The sequence below is a fragment of the Anaerobiospirillum sp. NML120449 genome (assembly GCF_023051105.1).
Taxonomy (GTDB): domain Bacteria; phylum Pseudomonadota; class Gammaproteobacteria; order Enterobacterales; family Succinivibrionaceae; genus Anaerobiospirillum.
On record NZ_JALKIL010000032.1, the window covers coordinates 1 to 19,345 of the forward strand.

Here is a 19,345-nt window from a genome sequence, read left to right on the forward strand (position 1 = left end):
TAGCTCACAACCAGCTTCTTTCAGCACAGGTGTCACCACACTGTACCTTGCTTTCAGCTAACGCTTCCCACTAGCGGGTGCGTAAGGGACTTTAACCCTCAAGATAATGCTCATGCCGAGCACACAAAAAGCATCCTCGGCGCAAAGCCGGGGATGCTTTTTCTTTTGCCCGTTGACAGCGAACAGTTCCGGAAGGATGAGTTTAGCTGCAAGGAATTAAGTTAACTGCAGGGGAGCAGAATGCGCATATTGCGCTATTTTCCTGCAGCGGCTCTGATGCCGGTCTGGTCGGGCTACGGCCCGGCCATATCCAGGAGAGTGCTCTCCTGGATCAAACCTGCTCCTGAGTTACGGGCAAGTAATGAAGTATCAGAGCGAACTAGTCCATACTGCCGTCACGCAGCCTGAAGCGGGACAGATTGTTGACCAGATCGGAAATGGAGTTAACAGAGTTGTCGCAGCGTGCCACGGCCTCTTCAGCAGAACGTACGATCTCCTCAGAGTCGGTGGTGATCTTCTGCATGTTGGCTGAAATCTCAGAGGTAGCAGTGGTCTGCTCTTCGGCAGCGGTAGCGATCATACGAATCTGATCGTTTACCTGACCTACGAAGTCGATAATGCTGTTCAGAGTGCTCTCGATATTGGCTGCACGGTCTGCCACGGCATTGATCTTCTCTACAGAGCTGTTCATGGAGCTGGTGGCATCAGAAGCATCCTTCTGAACCTGGCTTACCATTGAGGAGATTTCCTGAGTTGAGGCAGAGGTACGGGATGCCAGAGCACGAACTTCGTCAGCTACCACAGCAAAGCCACGACCGGCCTCACCAGCACGGGCAGCCTCAATGGCAGCGTTAAGAGCCAGCAGGTTGGTCTGAGCAGCAATCTCATCAATGGTACCAACGATGGAACCAATCTTCTGAGTCTGGTCAGCCAGGGCCTGAACCTTCTTGGCATCTTCAGTGGTGTAGCGAGACTGATCGCGAATATCTTCAATAGTGGAACGGATCAGATTTACGCTGTCCTGAGTTACGCTGCTTGACTGGTCAGCCAGTACAGCAGCACGCTCACAGTTTGCAGCAATTTCCTGAGTGGTGGAAACCATCTCATTGGCAGCGGCGGCAACGGAGATAACCTGCTGCTCGGCCTCACGTGATGAGCCCATGATGGAGTTGGCTGAGTTCTTGGTAGCATCAAGCTCGCCGTTGAGCTCATCGGCCAGTCTTCTGATCATGGCAATGGAATCACTCAGGTCATTTCTCATCAAACGCATGGCATCGGAGAGCTCACCGAACTCATCCTTGCTGACGTTCTTGATGGAAACGTTGAGATTATTCTTGGCAATTTCCTTGGCAATGTTAACTGAGGTGCTCAGGTGGGAAGTGATTACGCCGGCAACGTAGAAAGCGGCGACAACGCCCAGAATGATAATACCAACGGAAAGAGCTACTACGATGTAGGCTGGGGTAGTGTCCTGCAGTGCGCCTACAGCCTTCTTAACATAGCTTACTACTGCACGGCTCATGGAGCTGGTCAGGTTGGACATGTCGCTGGAGACAGGCTGCATCTCGGAGAGGTAGAAAGACAGAGCATCATACGGCTTGCCAGCATCTACCAGAGGTATAACTACCATGGTGTAGAGCTCATTGAACTGCTTGCCCAGCTCGTTCAGGCGATTTAAGTGGTTGCCGTAGAAAGCACTGTCACTCTCTAATGAGGCGACATCGTCAAGAGCAACCTTCATCAGTCTCTCAAACTTCTCTCTGTTCTCCGGATTTACATTACCAGGAGTGAGGTAGTTGGACAGGCTGTTATTGGCTGCAACGATATTGTTGTTCACAGTCAGCACGCGCTCGAAACGGGTGTCAATGATCTTGCGAACATCGTCAGCTACGGCAGTACTCTGGAACAGAGCCCGTACTGCGGTTACGGAAATACAGATGGTCAGTAACAGGATGATACCGAAGCCCAGTAAGAGCTTGGTCTTCATCTTGGCATTGTTTAGCAGCGACATGATATCTACTCCCCTGATTCCAGGAAAACCTGGATGTAATTCCCAAGCCCCGTCCTCAAATACCAATACCAGCAGCAGTGCCGGAAGCATTTGTGACCAGGAGGATTACAGCTCCGGGCCATGTCAGTCCAGAAAGGCTGCCCGGGCAACCCTGTTATCTGTAACACCAGCTGTTAAAGCTCAGAAATCAGTTTTATAAAGTCACTAAATGTCTGATGGCAGTGTTTTCAGCTCTGCACCGGTAAGCACATAACTTCAAAAGCGCATCAACATTGATTTAAAAAAGGGACTACTCCCTGAAAATACAGTCAGCTGAGCATGCGAGATACCGCGTTTCAGCATTCTGTGAAAACCTTTGCCGTTTTGACTCAGGGCGCCTTCCGCACTAGTCATTAGCAACAGCCGTGCCGGATGAAAAAATTATCCGGAAACAAAAATAATGCACCAGTGTACTCCAATAAAACAAATACACGGTGTTTTAAATTCTTCCGGACAAGAGCTTCAATCCCGGTCTGTAAGTGACTCCATCACACACACGGCCAAGACCCTGACATAAATGCCACAGGAGTCCGGCTGTTATTTAAAATCTCATATCAGTACTGGCCGCTCTTAGTAAGAACGCAGTACTTGCATGCGGTTTACAGTATGACAACCGCACGAGGGACATAAGGACTTAATGACGGGTAACCCACCTGCTCTTGATCTTGTCGATGGTACCGTCCATGAACATTTCCTCCATGGTTTTTGCAATCAGAGCGCGGTATGGCGAGTCCTTCTGCAGCATCAGAGCATACTGACAGGCATCCTGACCAAATACGTCATCAGTCAGATCGAGGTTCAGCTCATCCATCACAGTTGCAAAATCAGCAAGAGGTGGCCGGTCATAAATAATGGCGTCATAGCGGCCCATGGCTACAAAGAATGAAGCCAGAATATTGCTCTCAAAATAATGAATCCTGGCTCCACTGGCTGAAGCAAAAGACTCTGCAGTGGAGTTCCTCTGCACTCCAACATTCTTGCCTTTGAGGTCTGCAAGTGTCTTCAGACCAGGATTGACTTTGGTGCTGTACATAAGAGCCAGAGATGACTCGAAATAAATAGGTGAAAAATCGTAGTTCTTAGTACGTGCTACAGTGTAGGAAATACCACCGCCCAGAATATCAGCCTTCTTTTCCTTGATACGTCTCATACCCTCAACGTGGGCAATAGGATAAATTCTGTCTTCTGTCAGCTCAAACCCCAGACGCTTCTGCAGCTCAAGGATGATGTCCACATCAATGCCCTGAGGATGAAAAAGATCATTAGTCAGGAAAGCCATTGGAGGACCTGACGGATTTACAAAAGCAGTAAGGGTTTTCCCCTTGAGCTCACCGGCTGCCAGTGCGCCGGAACTCATGCTCAGTCCAAGGGTAAGAGCTGCGGCAATAGCACCTAACTTTTTAGCTAAATACATACTTTCACGACCAGATTTTCTGAAATGCAGAACATGCTGCACAATTTATAAAAGCCTGTCTCTGAACGGCCTGCTGTATTGCACGGTTTTGCAGATGCAGCGACCTCAACATGATATGCCCGGTAAGGATACATGCTGCCAGGACCATCTATAAGCATATGAAAAAGTCCGGCATTTTGCTCAGTTCACAGCCGTGATCTGTGATGCATCACAAATCTTGGACATAGCTACTGAATCTGTTGACACTGATAAAGCGCTGTATTGTACCTTTTCTGCACTTATTTATGGCAAATTTCGGTGAATACATAGTACAAAAAGAGCACGCAAAACTGATAAAAAACAGCAACCTGTCCAGGAACGCACACAATTTCGTGCACCAGCACGCAATTGAACATCCCTTAAAACATGCTTTTAATGAACAATTTCAGGTGCTGTGCCGTGTTCGCACGAAATCAACGCATCATTTTGCGATCGTATCTTTGAAAGCACAGGGAAGCACCAGGTCCCACGGAGCACAAAGAGCACAGCCCTGATAACAACAGCCAGGATCAGCTGGGAATAACCAGGTCAGACCAGGGTACCGACCCATGACGCGTATAAACAAAAAGAACAAGCACGCCACTTACCCACTCGACCATCACAGTTCCGCCAGCCCGCCAGCGGGCTCGTGCTCCTGCCTGCATGATGCGAACACAAGGCCCTGCAGCCATGCATTGCATGCAGGAACTAAGCGTCAGCAGCCCTGCGCAGCCGTACAGCTTGCAACTGTGGCCTGCTGCCTGAGCCATGCCATATGTAGCCAGACTCGGGCAACGGTGCGTCAGGCCAAATCACTCAACATGCCACTTTTTGAGGATGGCGGCGATAGTACCGTCGTCAATCATTTCCTGAACAGTGTCATGAATGAGCTTGTTGTAAGACTTGTTCTTTGGCATTAGAAGGGCAAATCTGCAGGTTTCCTGGCCAAAAGGCTCGTCGGTAACATCAAGATTTAGAGTCTTCATGACACGGGCAAAATCAGCAGTTGGTGGACGATCGAAAATCATGCCGTCGTACTTTCCCGTGGCAACCATGAAGTTAGCCAGAACATTGCTGTAGAAATAGACAGGTCTGGCCCCCAGCTTTTCGGCGTAAACCTCGGATGGAGATCCCTCCTGAACACCTATGGTCTTGCCCTTGATGTCATGGATGGTTTTTATGTCCGGATTATGGGTTTTGCTGTAAAGGACGGTAAGCGAGGAGGCCAGGTATACAGGGGTATAACCATACTGCTCGGCACGGGCCGGAGTCAGGGAAATACCGCCGCTGATAATATCAGCTCGGCCATCAAGTACACGCTTCATGCCCTCAGAAAAGTTCTGAGGAATGACACGGTCCTCGGTAAGCTTAAAACCAAGACGTCTCTGCAGCTCCCTGATGATATCGATGTCGACACCAGAAGTATGCAGAAGATCCTCAGACAGATAGCCCATAGGGGCGCCGCTCGGCACTACCAGAGCTGTCAGTGTCTGGCCCTTAAGTTCATTTTCAGCTGCAGCCTGATTAAAAACACAGCTTCCCAGTGCAGCTGCAATCAGCACTGCACCAAGTTTTTTCACTATATACATAGACAAAAACCAATTCTCGCCAATATTGAGGTTTTAGTCAAAAGCCGGGCAGCCTGTCTTGATAACCAGGAAAATCTGTCCGACTACAAGCTCCGCAAAATAAAGAGCCACGAAAAACTGTTGCGGCAACTGCTGAAAATATCCAGCAATCTATCTGTTATCTGCCGCCAATCCCCAAATCAGGGACAACTACAAAATCTCTTACGAAAATACTGTTATGCTGGTGCCATGGCATAGATCATGGAACCAGTTAAGGCATCAATACTGCTGCCATTGACCGGCAGCGTAATTAGTTAAGGAAAGTTTATACAGTACAGGATGATCAAGGAGGCAGATAAAACGGGCAGGCCCGGTACTGCAAAGCTCGCCCCTGTGGGCTTTGACCTGCAGGACTGTCCTTGACCGTCATGACAAGGACAAGGCAGTTGTCCTCCAGCCATTGTTTCGTGCTTAAGAGTTAATCATGCTGCACAGGCGCTACTGCAGCCGCTACTGATTAACTCTTAATGTCGACATCACAGCATCACCAATGAAAACGTTTTCATTGCGAACACCTGTTGTCGTGTAAATCTTCATCCATCCATCCATCCCATGCATTACCAGTGCCCAGGAGGGACGTGCTGCCTCAATGACGCTGCAAACAAGCCCCTGCCAGCCCCGCCTGGCAAGTGCATGGGCCTGGCAGGCACGCCGAGGCAAGGCTGGGGCTTGCCGGGCTGAGCCGGGACGACAATGAGTCATAAAGGCAGGCGGATATCTGAAAAAACCAGATAAATCCGATAAATCAGAGAGATCTGCTAAGTCTGATATTTATTTAATTCTGACAGTCAAGGCAGGACCAGGCCTGCCCATAATGAAGGAGTTGCTATTCGGCTCCCCACTCAGCCAGAATGCCGTCAATGGTACCGTCTTCCTGCATTTCCTTGAGAGTATCGGAAATGTACTTGGTATAAGGGGAGTGCTTGGCCAGAGCAAAAGCAAACATACAGACCTCTTCGCCGAACTTGCTGTCAGTAACGGCCATATTCATGCTGGGCACACTGCTGGCAAAATCAGCGATAGGAGGGCGATCATAAATAAGACCATCAAGCTGACCGGCACTGAGCTGGTAAATAGCCATAGTCAGGTTGGTAAAGTACACCGGGGTAGCACCGTATTTGGCTGCATAATTCTCAGCTGCTGAGTCCTTTTCCACTCCTATTCGACGGCCTTTGATATCGTTTTCATTCCTGATAGCGCGACCACCGTCTTTGCTGTAAAGAATGCCAAGGCTGGAGTGCCAGAAAACAGGTGTGAAGTCGTACTTTTCAGCACGGGCTTCGGTATAGGAGATGCCGCCAATAACCAGATCTGCAGTGCCGTCACGCAGACGGGCAAAGGCATCTGTACGTGGCAGAGGATAGACGCGGTTTTCCTTGAGATTGAACATCAGGCGGCGTTGCAGCTCAAAAAGGATATCGATTTCAATGCCCATAGGGTGGAGGAGATTGTCCTTAAGAAAAGCCTGTGGAGCACCGGCAGGATTTACATAAACTGACAGAGTTACATGCTCCAGCTCGCCGGCTGCATGAGCCTGGGACAGTCCTGCCATACCAATGGCAGCTGCCAGTGCAGCGGCAATGATATTCTTGGAAAACCTCATAATTACTCCCCTGATCTGTTCCAGATTCAACAGCGAGCTCCCTCTCGACATTGAAATCTGAAGTGGACAAAGCCATGACAACTGACCGTGCGGTCAGTATGGCCTTGTATTCCACACTCCTTTTTGACATATGCCCCTGTATGTCACATGAGCCCTGCAATATGCCCTGCGCCACATGAGCCCATGCAATATGCCCTGCGCCACATGAGCCCATGCATATGAGCCTCTGTGTCACATGATCCTTTGCACATACCCATGGGACGGCCACAAAAGCCTGACATACAGATAACTGCAGTACGGTAGCCATGCATGGACCATACTAAGATGCACATGAACCGGCAGTGACTGCAACTGATGTTTGAAGTCAATCGTAAGCTGACAAGAAGACAGACTCCTTTCTGTTTTTCACCAGACTATTTATCCAGTCTGCCTCCGCTACTGGAATTTAGAATTAAACTATACCGTTTAATTTACTTGTCAAAATACGCAAGACTGACAGCATTCCAGGGCGAAGTTAATAATTCTTGTCGTTTTTGATATCGACAGTGTACACAAATTTCTTAACTTGTGTGTGCATTCACGGCTCAAAATCGTGCAGGCAGCCTCATACGTAAATATATGATTTTTTTAAATGCGTTCTGACTGTTCCCTGTAAATACTGGGTTCTTTCAAAAGTACCGAAATGTCATTGCGTTATCCGTGACAAAATAACAAAACTTTAAAAAGTTGTGTAAAGTTTGCGAGAAATGGCATTTCTACCATAATGTCCGGCATTATCATCTTTGCTAGATACACAGAATATTTAATTGCAACCCCACCCAAAAGTACCAGCGCCATAAACAAGTCGCCATCCTAAATTCAGTTGTTAACCTGTTCATATATCGGTGTAAACCACTGAACAAGACCACTTACCATCCCCAACGAAAAGTCCACAACCCCTGCACAAAAAAACCATGCCTGACCTACTGCTGCGCCCCCTGAATTAACCAGCCCTCCAGCCAGCCCCAGCTCTTCACTTTCATCGCTTATCCGCTCATTCCGCGTTTAGACGCTCATATCATTCCTCGTTTAGACGCTCCTGACCAGTACCGGCGCCCGCGCATCAGAAACCGGCATAACGTTACAGTCAGAGCCTGATGTGTCAGCGTTCCTGGATGGAAATATATCCAGCTCACATAAGTTCAGATATCAGCGCGGGCCCTCAATTTAAGCCTCCTGTGAGGGCTTAATCTTTTTAAAGTAATACGCCCGGGCAATTCAGGTATTGAAAATGCAGGTGGATGCTCTACAGTGGCCTGCTCCGTTGCATGTGAGGGGGGCGGGCCTGATATCTGACAGACACTCAAAAGGAGAAGATACAAATGGGCATCAAGATCAAAATAGCCAATCAGGTATTTACTGCAGAGCTTGAGAGCAATGCCACTGCTGATGCTTTTCTGGATCTTCTCCCTCGCACCTTTCTCATGAACGAAATGGGCGGAAACCAGAAATACCACTATCTGCCTGCCAGCCTGCCCGTCGACCTGTACTCTCCAGGCACAGTAAATGCCGGAGAGCTGCTCATCTACAAAAACAGCTGTCTGGTCCTTTTCTACAAGGAGTGCCAGACTACAGAGCGCTATACCCGCCTTGGCAAGGTCGATAATCCTGAAAAACTCGAATATCTTCTCGGCCGTGGCAATGTCACGGTCACCTTCCAGGAATAAGCTCTCCGCCTGACAGCCCGGCCGCCCGTCCAGCCAGGGCTGTCTCATCACACCATGCCAGCCAACAGCGCGCCCCTGCAGGCTTATCACCCCCTGCCAGCTGACAGCACCTACGCGCTGGTTCAGCACGTCCCGAATTGCACATCACCCAGGCCAGCCAACAGCACGTCCCGAATTGCACATCACCCAGGCCAGCCAACAGCACGTCCCGGCTTGCACATCACATCCTGCCAGCAGTCAGCACGTCCCGAATTGCACATCACATCCTGCCATCAGTCAGTACGTCCTGGCTGTATCATCACCCAGGCCAGATGGCAGCACGTCCCGGCAGGCACTCATCCCCCATACCCGCAACCATCAGTGAGCGGCTCATGCCTTATCCTTCCTGTACCGGTACTGCAAGACAGCCAATACCTGCCCCTGACGCTTATCGTCTGCTCTCTGGCGGTATAGCAGTCCAAAGGCTGTCCGTGAAATGAGTGGCTGGTCGTGCCATGAATGGGGGCCGTCCGGAATGCACTGATTTTATGGCGCTGAAAATGAAAAAGCAGGCAGTGCCCTCCTTACGGTCAGCACTCCTGCTTCAACCTTGTCTCAAAGCAGGGAATGGTAAGCCTGTGACCATAGGTCAGGGCAAAGACACAGCAAAAGCTGTGTCTGACCAGTCCCTGCAATACATATTGCTGCAGCCACGAGGCCTTCAGCATTACCTTGTCTAAAAACTCTGTGAGTCTCCGTGTCAATGTCGGACACTTCAACATCAATGTTTCCTGAGATTGCGACCGGAACATAAGTTCCGGCTATCACAATGCAGTTCACAACCGCACCGTGCACCGCCCTGCGGGCCTGTCCTTATTGTCCCTGTCTTATCGACTCTTCCTTCGGGACTGTGTAATGTTTTCTGAGACAGCTGCTGCGCTGCATCTTATGTTATGTAAGCACCTGGGGCCATATACCTTATCTGGCCAGGTCATCCTGCTGCCGCTGCCTGCCGTCGTTGCCTGCCGTTCATGGCGGACATAGGGGAGATGCAGGAGTCAGCAGCATTGCCGCCGCTGATGTCGATACGGTCTTAAGCATGCTAAAAAGTGCAGGAATCTTTCTACAGGAACTTGTTGGAGCTCCCCTGCGATGGAGCATTTCAATTACTGAACAGTATTAGACCCGTCTTAAGCCATTGGAAAAGAAGTGAACTTATGAAGTTCACTGCTATGCCTTTAACAGATAACTTTCATAAATCCGTCTATGTCTTCTTAAGACTGTTACGTAAGACAATTTTTAATCACTTATCTTGCATCCAGTGTTGCCAGCATACCCGAATGCACGCAAATTTTTGGGGCACAAAAGCACGTTTTTTCAGTTTGGTGATCTAAATCAAACTTTAATTTGACAGTCTCGATACATGATGTGTAAATAAAGTATAAACAGCATGTAAATAGGCTTTTCAGTCCATGGATACTGTTACATAACAGGCAATATCCGTACTTTTCTGCACCAGATTCAGGCCCATGACACTTCCGGCGTGTTGACAACCGTGCCTTTTGTGCAGTAAATGCACAAATGTATCATTTACAGTGCGCGTGCACATTTTTACACAGCAAAGCGCAGACAAGCCAGGCTCTCAAAATCAGCAAATACACACAATAACGCATAATCAAATATAAGTGCGCATATACACACCACAAGCCCATATTTACGCCATATATGACAGTACCATTGTCCACTTTTGTTCTGACTCTCCACCATGCAGTGATAAATCTCACTGATCCTTACTGCCACATGGCTCTCCTTACCAGACATTTCAGCTAATCAGCTTCAATCATGAGATCACTGCGCTTCATGGCCAACAGGCGGGACCAGAGCAGCAGGCAGGACCAGAGCAACTGGCTGCCCTGTAATGCCCCCAAATGATGGGGTACGTGCGGATTGAGGGATAAAAAACACCGCTGCCCGAAAGCAAGCGGTGTCTTAGGATGACCAGACCATGTGGCCAGGTGGTTTATCTGCTTTGCACAGCCACCATCATGGTCAGGACAGAAGTTTTGATATTAATTAAGGGTGCCAAATCACTGAGGTGTGCCGATCTGGCAGCGCTGCCGGTTATCGGACCGGAAACCGGGCCCGTGTGACACACCTGCATACCAGGGTAATGCAGGTCCTTTCCGGCCAAAAGGATCTTTTGCTGCTGTGATGTTACTTAGAACAGGAAGCTGGCGCCTTCCTCGGCTGACCCTACGGAGTTTCTGCAGTTTTTGAACAGGTAGCGTCCAAAGGTCTGCTCAGCGGCCTCGGTATCCGGATGAACAGCGGTACGTCCGCTGAGATCCTCAAGGCAGTTTACTGTGCCATTTTCAGCATCAAAATCAATCATGTCACCATCACGCAGCAAGGACAGCGGACCACCACGCAGAGCCTCAGGGCTTACATGCAGAGCTGATGGAATCTTGCCCGATGCGCCTGACAGACGACCGTCGGTAAGCAGAGCCACGTGGTAACCGGCTTTTTGCAGATTGCCCAGCACTGGCATCAGCATATGCAGCTCAGGCATGCCTGAAGCAGCTGGACCGGCATAGCGCACCACAATCACGGCATCACGGTTCAGACGGCCCTCTTCATAGGCCTTTTTGACCTCGTACTGGTCATTAAATACAGCAGCAGGTGCCTTTACATGACGGTGCTCTGGAGCAACAGCTGAAATCTTGATTACCGAGCGTCCCAGGTTGCCGTTGAGCACACGCAGACCGCCGCTTTGCTGGAAAGACTCATCGGCACTGGACTTGAGTACGCTCTCATCATGAGTCTCACCGCAGTCAACAAAGACCAGCTCATCATCCTTTATGACTGGGGATGTCAGCTGTGAGGCAAAGTCGCCAGTAACAGTATTAATATCCTCATGGACCAGGTTACGGCGGGACAGGGACTTCATGAGAACAGGTACACCACCTGCCATCTGGAAAGCATTAATATCGGCTTTGGCATTTGGATAGACATTTACCAGTAAAGGCACAGCCTCGGACAGATCGGAGATGTCCTGCCAGGTGAGGGTGTAGCCAAAAGCACGGGCCACAGCTACCAGATGCAGAGTGTGGTTGGTTGATCCTCCTGATGCCAGAAGAGCACACAGGGAGTTGATGATGTTTTTGGCTGTTACTACCCTATATAAAGGCATTGGGCTGGTGCCGGTAACAGTACGATCAACAATGGCACGGGAAATATGGTCGGTCAGAGCCTGACGCAGCTGAGTATCTGGCGGAATAAAGGCAGAGCCAGGCAGCATAAGACCCATGGCCTCAAATACCAGCTGATTGGTATTGGCTGTACCGTAAAAAGTACAGGTGCCCTGACTGTGGTAGGAGCAGCACTCCATATCCTGAAGTGCAGTCCTGTCGAGCTTGCCTGCAGCATACTGCTGACGGATCTCGGTCTTTTTGTCATTGGATATACCTGTGCCCATAGGACCTGCAGGAACAAAAGCGACCGGCAGATGACCAAAGGCGGCAGCGCCCATAATCATGCCCGGAGCTACCTTGTCACAGATACCAAGCAGCAGAGCACCATCAAAACAGTTGTGGCTCAGGGAAATGGCAACACTCTGGGCAATAACATCACGGGAGAACAGTGACATGTCCATACCGGCCTGGCCCTGGGTAACACCGTCACACATGGCAGGAACACAGCCTGCTACCTGAGCAGTGGCACCGGCCTTACGTACTGACTGCTTGATAGCCTCAGGATAAAGGCGGTAAGGGCAGTGGGCTGAGAGCATGTCGTTGTAGGCTGAGACAATGCCAATGTTGGCCTTGCTGGCATTGACCACATCTTTCTTGTCCTGAAGATCGGTACCGGCTGCGGCATGAGCAAGATTGGAACAGGTAAGGAAAGAGCGGGCACGGCCTGACTTTTCCTGATCAGCAATCATCTTGAGATATGCTTCACGTCCCTTTACTGAACGCTCTTCCAGATTACGGGTCACCCTGGCTACAACACTGTTTAACATACTGAACCTCTCAAAAAATATCCCCGGCTCATTCCGGACCATCACAGCCGGCACACACCTTATGTCCGGGATTAAATACTGCTTGTGTTAATAACAGCTCAATGTCAAAGCCTGGCACCAGGCCTGTTCCCTGTTCAAAACAAATGCACTGACAATATGCCTGCTGTCAGGCCAGAGGGCACTGCACCTACAGCTACGGGCTGCAGCTACAGCTACGGGCTGCATCTGCAGGCTGCAGTGCTGTACAGGACGTGCCTGATACAGTATCAGGCGCGGCATGCGCTGCGCTTATCAGCTGGAGCACTTGAGAGCCTCGCCATCGGCTGCCTGCTGGCGCTCAGTAACCTCCTCAAGGGCCTTTAAGGTGTCAGCAATAACAGCATCAAGAGGCTGCTCAATGGAAATCTCAATAACATCAGGCTCGTCAGCTCCCGGGATTTCAAGGGTGTCAAACTGACTCTGTACCATGTCCTTCTTCATGTAATGGCCATGACGTGCTGCCATGCGCTCAATAATGGTCTCCATGGAGCCGCGCAGGTGGATAAACACCAGACCGTCATTGTCCTTGCGGATCTGATCACGGTACATCTTCCTGAGAGCTGAACACACCACCACACCTGAAATATGACGGCGCTTCAGAGAGAAAAAGACATCACCAATGCGCTCAAGCCATGGAGCACGGTCATTGTCATTTAAGGGATGTCCGGCGGCCATCTTGATGATATTGGCACGTGGATGCAGGTCGTCTCCATCAATGAAAGTGGCAGAATAACGCTCGGCAATGGCCTGGGCCACGGAAGTCTTTCCGGCGCCACACACGCCCATAACTACACACTTTACAGCTTTACTCATCGCGAGCTCCTGTTCCTTTGTACTAGAACCATTACTGATGCAGTCCATTTAACCACCACGACCTCGTGGCATGACCACCACAGGCCACTGAACCCTGCGGCCACACAGGCCCGATCTGCTGGCAGACCAGCCTGAGGCTGACTGCCTTCCCTGATGACTGAGCCGCTTCAGCAGCGGCTGCTGTGCATACAGACCACTTTGTCCTGCCTGTCTCATGAGAGGACAGTTACAGACTCATAACTTACTGCACCTTATCTGGTGTGACTGAGCTTTACTTAGCTGAGGTATCTGGTCAAATAAGGACTTTTGCTGTCTGATTATCCATACCTGCAACAAGCCTGCTCAATGTTACCGATAACTATTATATAGAAAAGCGCCATGGTTTTTAATAGTTATCGGTAACATTTTGCTGTTGTTTTGTCATTTTTGTCATTTTTAGAGAAATTTCACGGCCCCAGACGAATCCCAGCCAGGCCGCGCAAACACTTTATTCCTTTCACTTATCCCTGCCTGATAAACCCCATAAATAGCACATTAATATCAAGTATCAGTTCTGAGATGCAGATCACCAAATTCACAATATCCTGATCTGACCATATTGAAATTACCTATGTTACCGGTATCATGTTAACCATAACATGTTAACGGTAACATTTTACTTTATCAGAAGCATGTAAAAGCATGGCGATATTATTTGCTCTGGCTTTTGTTAATAATGTGGCTGTTGAACGATGTTGCTGCCTGTTACCTTTACGGCAGTAACAGCTGGTAACATCAGCCTTTAACCATCAAGTTTCTGATACAGCACTGGTAATGCACAAAGGCCGGCCTTCCTGCCTGCGTGCCCGGACAGAGCATTATTCTCCCTGCCAGTTCAGCAGGAACAGGCTAAGCCAGGCTCAGCCCAGATGATTGCACTGGGCTAAGCTGCCCAGATCAGCACATCAGCTCTCTTGCTCCCCGCTCCTTGCGTCAGCATAGCTGCTGACCTGAGCAGGGGCCTGCGCCCGCACAGGGGCTCACGTGAGCCCGTATGGCAAGATCTGGTCAGCTCAGGTCAGCTGATTGTATTGAGTCGCGCTGCGCCCCTCAGTTCCTCTGGTCCCCATCAGCGTCACTGTCCCCGTCGGGATAGCAAGCTGAGCAATACCGGAACTGAGGCCAGACGCAGCTTAAACTGGTCACACATATGGAGAAGAAGCGGCATGGGGTCTAAAGGCCCCAATTGAGGATATTTATGGAACAGTCACTCGCCCCTTCTACAGGCTACCTGCTCAGTGTTGCAGGTGCTGCTGTATTGATTCTTCTGGTTCTGATTATGAAACTCAGAGTGCATGCCTTTGCATCTCTGGTTCTGGTTTCCCTGCTTACAGCCATGGCCACAGGCATTCCTCTGGACAAAATTGTTCCGTCCATGCTCTCAGGCTTTGGCGGTACTCTGGCCTCAGTGGCACTGCTGGTGGGCCTGGGCGCCATGATTGGCAAGATTCTGGAAAAGTCAGGCGGTGCCAAGGTACTTGCCGATACCCTCATCAGAGTACTTGGTGAAAAGAAAGCCCCGCTGGCCCTTGGTATTGCCTCACTGCTCTTTGCTTTGCCTATCTTTTTTGATGCCGGTCTGATGGTTATGCTGCCTGTTATCCTTTCCGTGGGCAAGCGTCTTGGTGGCTCCATTCTGCTTTATGCCATGCCGGCTACCGGTGCCTTTTCTGTAATGCACGTCTTCCTGCCACCACATCCAGGTCCTGTTGCTGCCGCATCAGTACTGGGAGCCAATATTGGCCTTATGGTGATTGTCGGCCTGTGCATTGCTCTGCCAACCTGGTATCTGTCTTCCTATCTCTTTGGTCTGTGGGCCGGCCGCAAGTGGGAGTTTAAAGTGCCTGAGCTCTTTGCTGATACCTCAGATGACGATATCAAGGTAACTCCACCAGGGTTCTCCACTGTAATGGGCATTCTGCTTACTCCTGTACTGCTGATTTTCCTTAACACCGGTATTGCTACTCTCAGAGCATCAGGCGTGCTGCCAGACAGCCAGATCCTCGACTTCCTTACCGTTCTGGGTCAGACTCCGGTAGCCCTGCTTATCACTCTAATGGTGTGTCTTGCCGTATTTGGCCGTGACTTCAGCATGAAGGTACTCGAAAGCTTCTGCGACAAGGCTCTGGGCCCTGTCTGCTCAGTAGTACTGGTAACCGGTGCCGGTGGCATGTTTGGCGGTATCCTGCGCCGCTCGGGCATTGGTGATGCCCTGGCCTCAACCCTGTCAGATCTGGGTATACCTGTTATCTGTGCCGCCTTTATCATTGCCGCCTGTCTGCGTGTTGCTCAGGGCTCTGCCACTGTTGCCCTGAGCACTACCGCAGCCCTGATTGCCCCGGTACTGGCCAGCGCAGGTTACAGCCAGATTGAGCTGTGCACCATTGTGATTGCAGTAGCAGCAGGCTCAGTAGTGATGTCCCACTTCAATGACTCAGGCTTCTGGCTGTTCAAAGGTCTGTACGGCCTTGATGAGAAGACCACCCTCAAGACCTGGACTGTTCTTGAAACCCTGATTGGCACCATTGGCTTTGCCTTTGCCGCCGCCATCTACCTCATAGCCTGACAGCCTCCCCTGCAGCCAGCCCGGCAGCCGTCCCACCTGCCGGGGTCAGGCCGCTGCCCCAGGGCAGCCTGACCGCCCATGCTCAGGTCCTGTCCTCAACAGAAAGTCCATAAGCTGACAGTAACAGCAGTGCTCACCCCGAGCACCACACAGTTGCAGTGAGTCTGCGGACCTGCACTGGACATATTTCCACCCTCAGCAGCAGCTCAGGCAGCCGCCAAAGCCCTCCACCTGTGGAGGGCTTTGGCATTTGTACAGAAAGCAAACGCCTGCAGCTTCAGTCAATCGCAGCCTGCGTAGCAGCCTGCGCCGCAGCTGCCTCATGTCAATAAGCTTCAGTGGCGGGCAGCGCAGATGTAATACAGGCTGGCAGTGGCTGAGCGCTGACTTGCTGCGGTGGCCTGAGAGATGACTTGCTGCGGTGGCCTGGTGCTTTTTGCGGCAGCGTGAGAACGGCGCCCGCGCTGGTCAGGATGGGGGTACTTATTAAGGCTGATGACGGTGATGACTTAATCTGTAATGCTTTTATATTTATCCATATCGGCATGTAACAGTACTTTCCGGGTGCTTTTGCGGGCGCGCCAAAATGGCGAAATCGGACAAACATTAGCTTTTTGAGGCCTCAGCCTTTAAAATGATCGGACAAAGTAAACATTGCTTCTTAATTCCGGCACTATCTATATTGAAATATATAGATATAAGATCTGAGCCTTAACTGGTAATAATATCTTTGCTGCCTGGACACCGGCATGGGAAGCTGTGCTGCTGGAGCTCGGGAGAGCGGACGGCCCTGCGGCTTTCATGGATACAGGACTGCCTGGCAGTCTGATGCCTTTTGTTTTGACCACCTTATTTTGAAGGAGAGCTGATCTTTCAGTAACGTACTGCATCAGATACTCTGGTTGCAGTAACTGGTCTGATGGCCTCAGCGAATTGAGCCGATGAAAGGACAACGCATTACCCTTGAAGACATAGCCCAGAAGGTAGGTGTAACCAAGATGACGGTCTCCCGTTATCTGAAGAATCCCGCCACTGTAGCCAGGGAAACAGGTCTGAAGATTCAGGCCGTAGTCGATGAGTCGGGCTATGTTCCCAATCGTGCCCCGGTTATGCTGTCCAATTCCTCCACCAGGACCATTGGTCTGACCGTTTCCTCCTTTTCCAACCTGCTTTTTTCCGATCTGATTGAGGGTGTAGAAGAACGCGCCAGCGAATATGGTTATGAAGTGCTCATTACCCATACTTCCTACAACCAGGAAAATGAAGAGCGCAAGGTAGTACAGCTGCTGTCCTATCAGGTCGATGCCCTTATCACCACCGAGGCCGAGCACAGCGCCATGACCACCCGCCGTCTGAAGATGGCACGCCGTCCTGTGGTCGAGCTCATGAGCCTTATCAAAAAGCCTGTGGACATGAACATAGGCTATGACCACGTCAAGGTTTCCTATGCTGCCGTCAAAGGTCTTATCAGGAGTGGCCGCAAGAATATTGCCTATCTGAGCGCCCGTATGGACCGCCGTAACATGGACCGTCAGTACGGTTATGAAATGGCCTGCAAGGAGGCCGGACTGCCATCATATGTCTTTGGTTCAGCCGAGCACTCCAACTTCTCACGTGGCGCTGACATGATGCGCAAGGTCATTGCTGATGTGCCTGATGTCGATGCCATTTTCTGTACCAATGATGACGTGGCTATCGGCGCCATGATTGCCTGTACCGAGATGGGCATCAAGATTCCTGAGCAAATGTCCGTGCTGGGATATAACGGCCTTAATATCGGCACTACCACTATTCCAAAGCTGACCTCTGTGGTCACCGCCCGCCGCGAGATGGGCCGCATGGCTGTAGACTTCATCATGAAGCGCCTGCATGAGAACGACAATTCCGAGCACATTCTGGAACTCAATCCTATGCTCAGCCTTGGTCAGACCCTCAAGGACATTGAACACCGCAATATCTCCCGCATGTTCGATACCCTTTACGCCACCAAATTCCCTAACGGCCCGGTGTCGCCATCTGACCTCAGTCGCGTCACCATGTGCTAAGGCCAAAGCACGGCTACAACACGGCCACAGCAGCCCCCTGGCAAATAAGCAAAAGCCCGGCTGACAGAGGGTGCCCGCACAACAGTGCAGGCACCCTTTTGTTTTTGCGCCAGGCAGCCCCCGCTACTACACGCCATCATGCCCGACACTGCAGGCCGGTGTGCCGGCCAAAACCGATAACCGCTGCGATAACCCGCCCGGCTCAGCCATCCGCCCATCAGCTAATCCTCAATACCGCCAGCAGGTCAGCACAGCCAGCCTCTCCAAGGCCGACCCGGCTATACCCAACTCTCCCAGGCCCGTCCTGGCTACTCCCACCTCTCCCTGGCCCGGCCCGGCAATGCCCTCCTCTACTATGCTCCGTCCTGCTCCGCCCAGCTCAGTCCAGGTCCTCGACCATGCGCACTGAGGCGCGCTTCCAGTACAGAGGAAAAGTGCGCTGTGCATACTGGTCCAGGCTGATGAGATAGAGTCTGAACAGTACCTTTATGTTTTTGGGCTGCCACTGCTCTTCCCAGGAATACTGGTAAGTCATACCAAGGCGCTGCAGCACCTGACCGCTGGCCTCATTGGTGACATCATGGCTGGAAAAAACAAAGGAAAAGCCATCCTCCCTGAGCCGGGCAAGCACTGCCATGCAGGCCTCAGTCATCAACCCCTGCCCCCAGAACTGCGGCAGCAGCCCATAGCCCAGCTCACAGCCCATCCCTGAGCTGATATTTATGCCACTGCCCGGTTCAGATACTGACCTGTCAGCAGCCCCTGCACAACCATCACCGCTGCAGCCTGCCGCGCAGCAGCTGTTGCTGGCGATGCTGCGTGCCCACTGACGGGCATCTTCAAAGTCGATATTGATAAAGCCTATGGGCCGGTTATCGCTCTTGAGGCAAAGGGCATAATCATAGCCCTGGGGCTGTGCGTAATTGCTGCAGTAAAAACCCCTGAAAAAATCGCCCGCCTCTCCATGGGAGCGTAAAGGGTGAATGGGCAGAAAACGGCACACCTGCTCATTTGAGTATATGGTCAGGAAGTCCTCAAGGTCAGCGGCGGTAAAGCGCCTGAGGATCAGACGTGGGGTTTGCAGTGTGGGGGTATTGGTCATGGCGGTTATCAAAGCTGATGTAATGGCGCTTTAATGAGTGTTTCTGAGCTGAGTTACAGCACCTGACAGTCCAGACAGTTCAGACCGGCCATGGCTGTCAGCCTTCATGCAGGCAAATCCCTCATGGCAGCTGCAGACATGATGGAGCTGCAGACAAGTATGGTGGCTGCGCAGCAGCCAGGCGTGCCCCCTGCGGGCACTGCTGTGCAGCCTGATCCCTGGTATTACCATGCAGGCTGTGCCGGGAAATGGGGCGTGGTGGGCGGCGCACTGGTATCAATAGCGTATTTGTCTTAAAATAGCACTTGCCCGGGACAGTTGCCTC

At 51.0% G+C, this 19,345-nt stretch carries 10 protein-coding genes; 3 read left to right on the plus strand and 7 right to left on the minus strand.

Annotated features, from left to right (window positions below):
• Positions 1-379: 379 nt before the first annotated feature.
• The 4 genes from MXE41_RS09280 to MXE41_RS09295 all read right to left on the minus strand — a co-directional run bounded on the left by MXE41_RS09280 (position 380) and on the right by MXE41_RS09295 (position 6,713).
• Positions 380-2,011, minus strand: coding sequence for a HAMP domain-containing methyl-accepting chemotaxis protein (locus MXE41_RS09280; protein WP_247100293.1), 1,632 nt, complete (start codon positions 2,009-2,011; stop codon positions 380-382).
• A gap of 673 nt (positions 2,012-2,684) precedes the next feature.
• Complete coding sequence (locus tag MXE41_RS09285) at positions 2,685-3,464, minus strand: transporter substrate-binding domain-containing protein (RefSeq protein WP_246977653.1); 780 nt, start codon at positions 3,462-3,464, stop codon at positions 2,685-2,687.
• Positions 3,465-4,294: 830 nt separating this feature from the next.
• A complete protein-coding gene (locus MXE41_RS09290) occupies positions 4,295-5,071 on the minus strand; it encodes a transporter substrate-binding domain-containing protein (RefSeq protein WP_247100294.1) in 777 nt (258 codons plus the stop codon).
• Positions 5,072-5,936: 865 nt separating this feature from the next.
• Positions 5,937-6,713, minus strand: a complete 777-nt coding sequence (locus MXE41_RS09295) for an ABC transporter substrate-binding protein (RefSeq protein ID WP_247100295.1) — start codon at positions 6,711-6,713, stop codon at positions 5,937-5,939.
• A gap of 1,361 nt (positions 6,714-8,074) precedes the next feature.
• Here MXE41_RS09295 and MXE41_RS09300 point away from each other — a divergent pair.
• A complete protein-coding gene (locus MXE41_RS09300; RefSeq protein ID WP_246977650.1) occupies positions 8,075-8,419 on the plus strand; it encodes a cyclophilin-like fold protein in 345 nt (114 codons plus the stop codon).
• Positions 8,420-10,616: 2,197 nt separating this feature from the next.
• Here the strand turns inward: MXE41_RS09300 and edd are convergent.
• Positions 10,617-12,416 (minus strand): phosphogluconate dehydratase, encoded by a 1,800-nt coding sequence (gene edd, locus MXE41_RS09305; RefSeq protein WP_247100296.1) that lies wholly within the window; start codon positions 12,414-12,416, stop codon positions 10,617-10,619.
• Between the two features lie 291 nt (positions 12,417-12,707).
• On the minus strand, positions 12,708-13,268 hold the full coding sequence (locus MXE41_RS09310) for a gluconokinase (protein ID WP_247100297.1): 561 nt from the start codon (positions 13,266-13,268) through the stop codon (positions 12,708-12,710).
• Between the two features lie 1,237 nt (positions 13,269-14,505).
• On the opposite strand from MXE41_RS09310, the gene MXE41_RS09315 reads away from it, so the two are divergent.
• Together MXE41_RS09315 and MXE41_RS09320 are read left to right on the plus strand one after the other, a co-directional pair.
• Complete coding sequence (locus MXE41_RS09315; RefSeq protein ID WP_247100298.1) at positions 14,506-15,873, plus strand: GntP family permease; 1,368 nt, start codon at positions 14,506-14,508, stop codon at positions 15,871-15,873.
• Positions 15,874-16,814: 941 nt separating this feature from the next.
• Positions 16,815-17,918 carry a LacI family DNA-binding transcriptional regulator gene (locus tag MXE41_RS09320; protein WP_246977646.1) on the plus strand — a complete coding sequence of 368 codons (1,104 nt, stop codon included), beginning with the start codon at positions 16,815-16,817 and terminating at the stop codon, positions 17,916-17,918.
• Positions 17,919-18,297: 379 nt separating this feature from the next.
• On the opposite strand, the gene MXE41_RS09325 is transcribed toward MXE41_RS09320, so the two are convergent.
• The gene (locus MXE41_RS09325) at positions 18,298-19,020 is read right to left on the minus strand and encodes a GNAT family N-acetyltransferase (protein ID WP_247100299.1); all 723 of its coding nucleotides are present in this window, start codon (positions 19,018-19,020) and stop codon (positions 18,298-18,300) included.
• Positions 19,021-19,345: the final 325 nt, after the last annotated feature.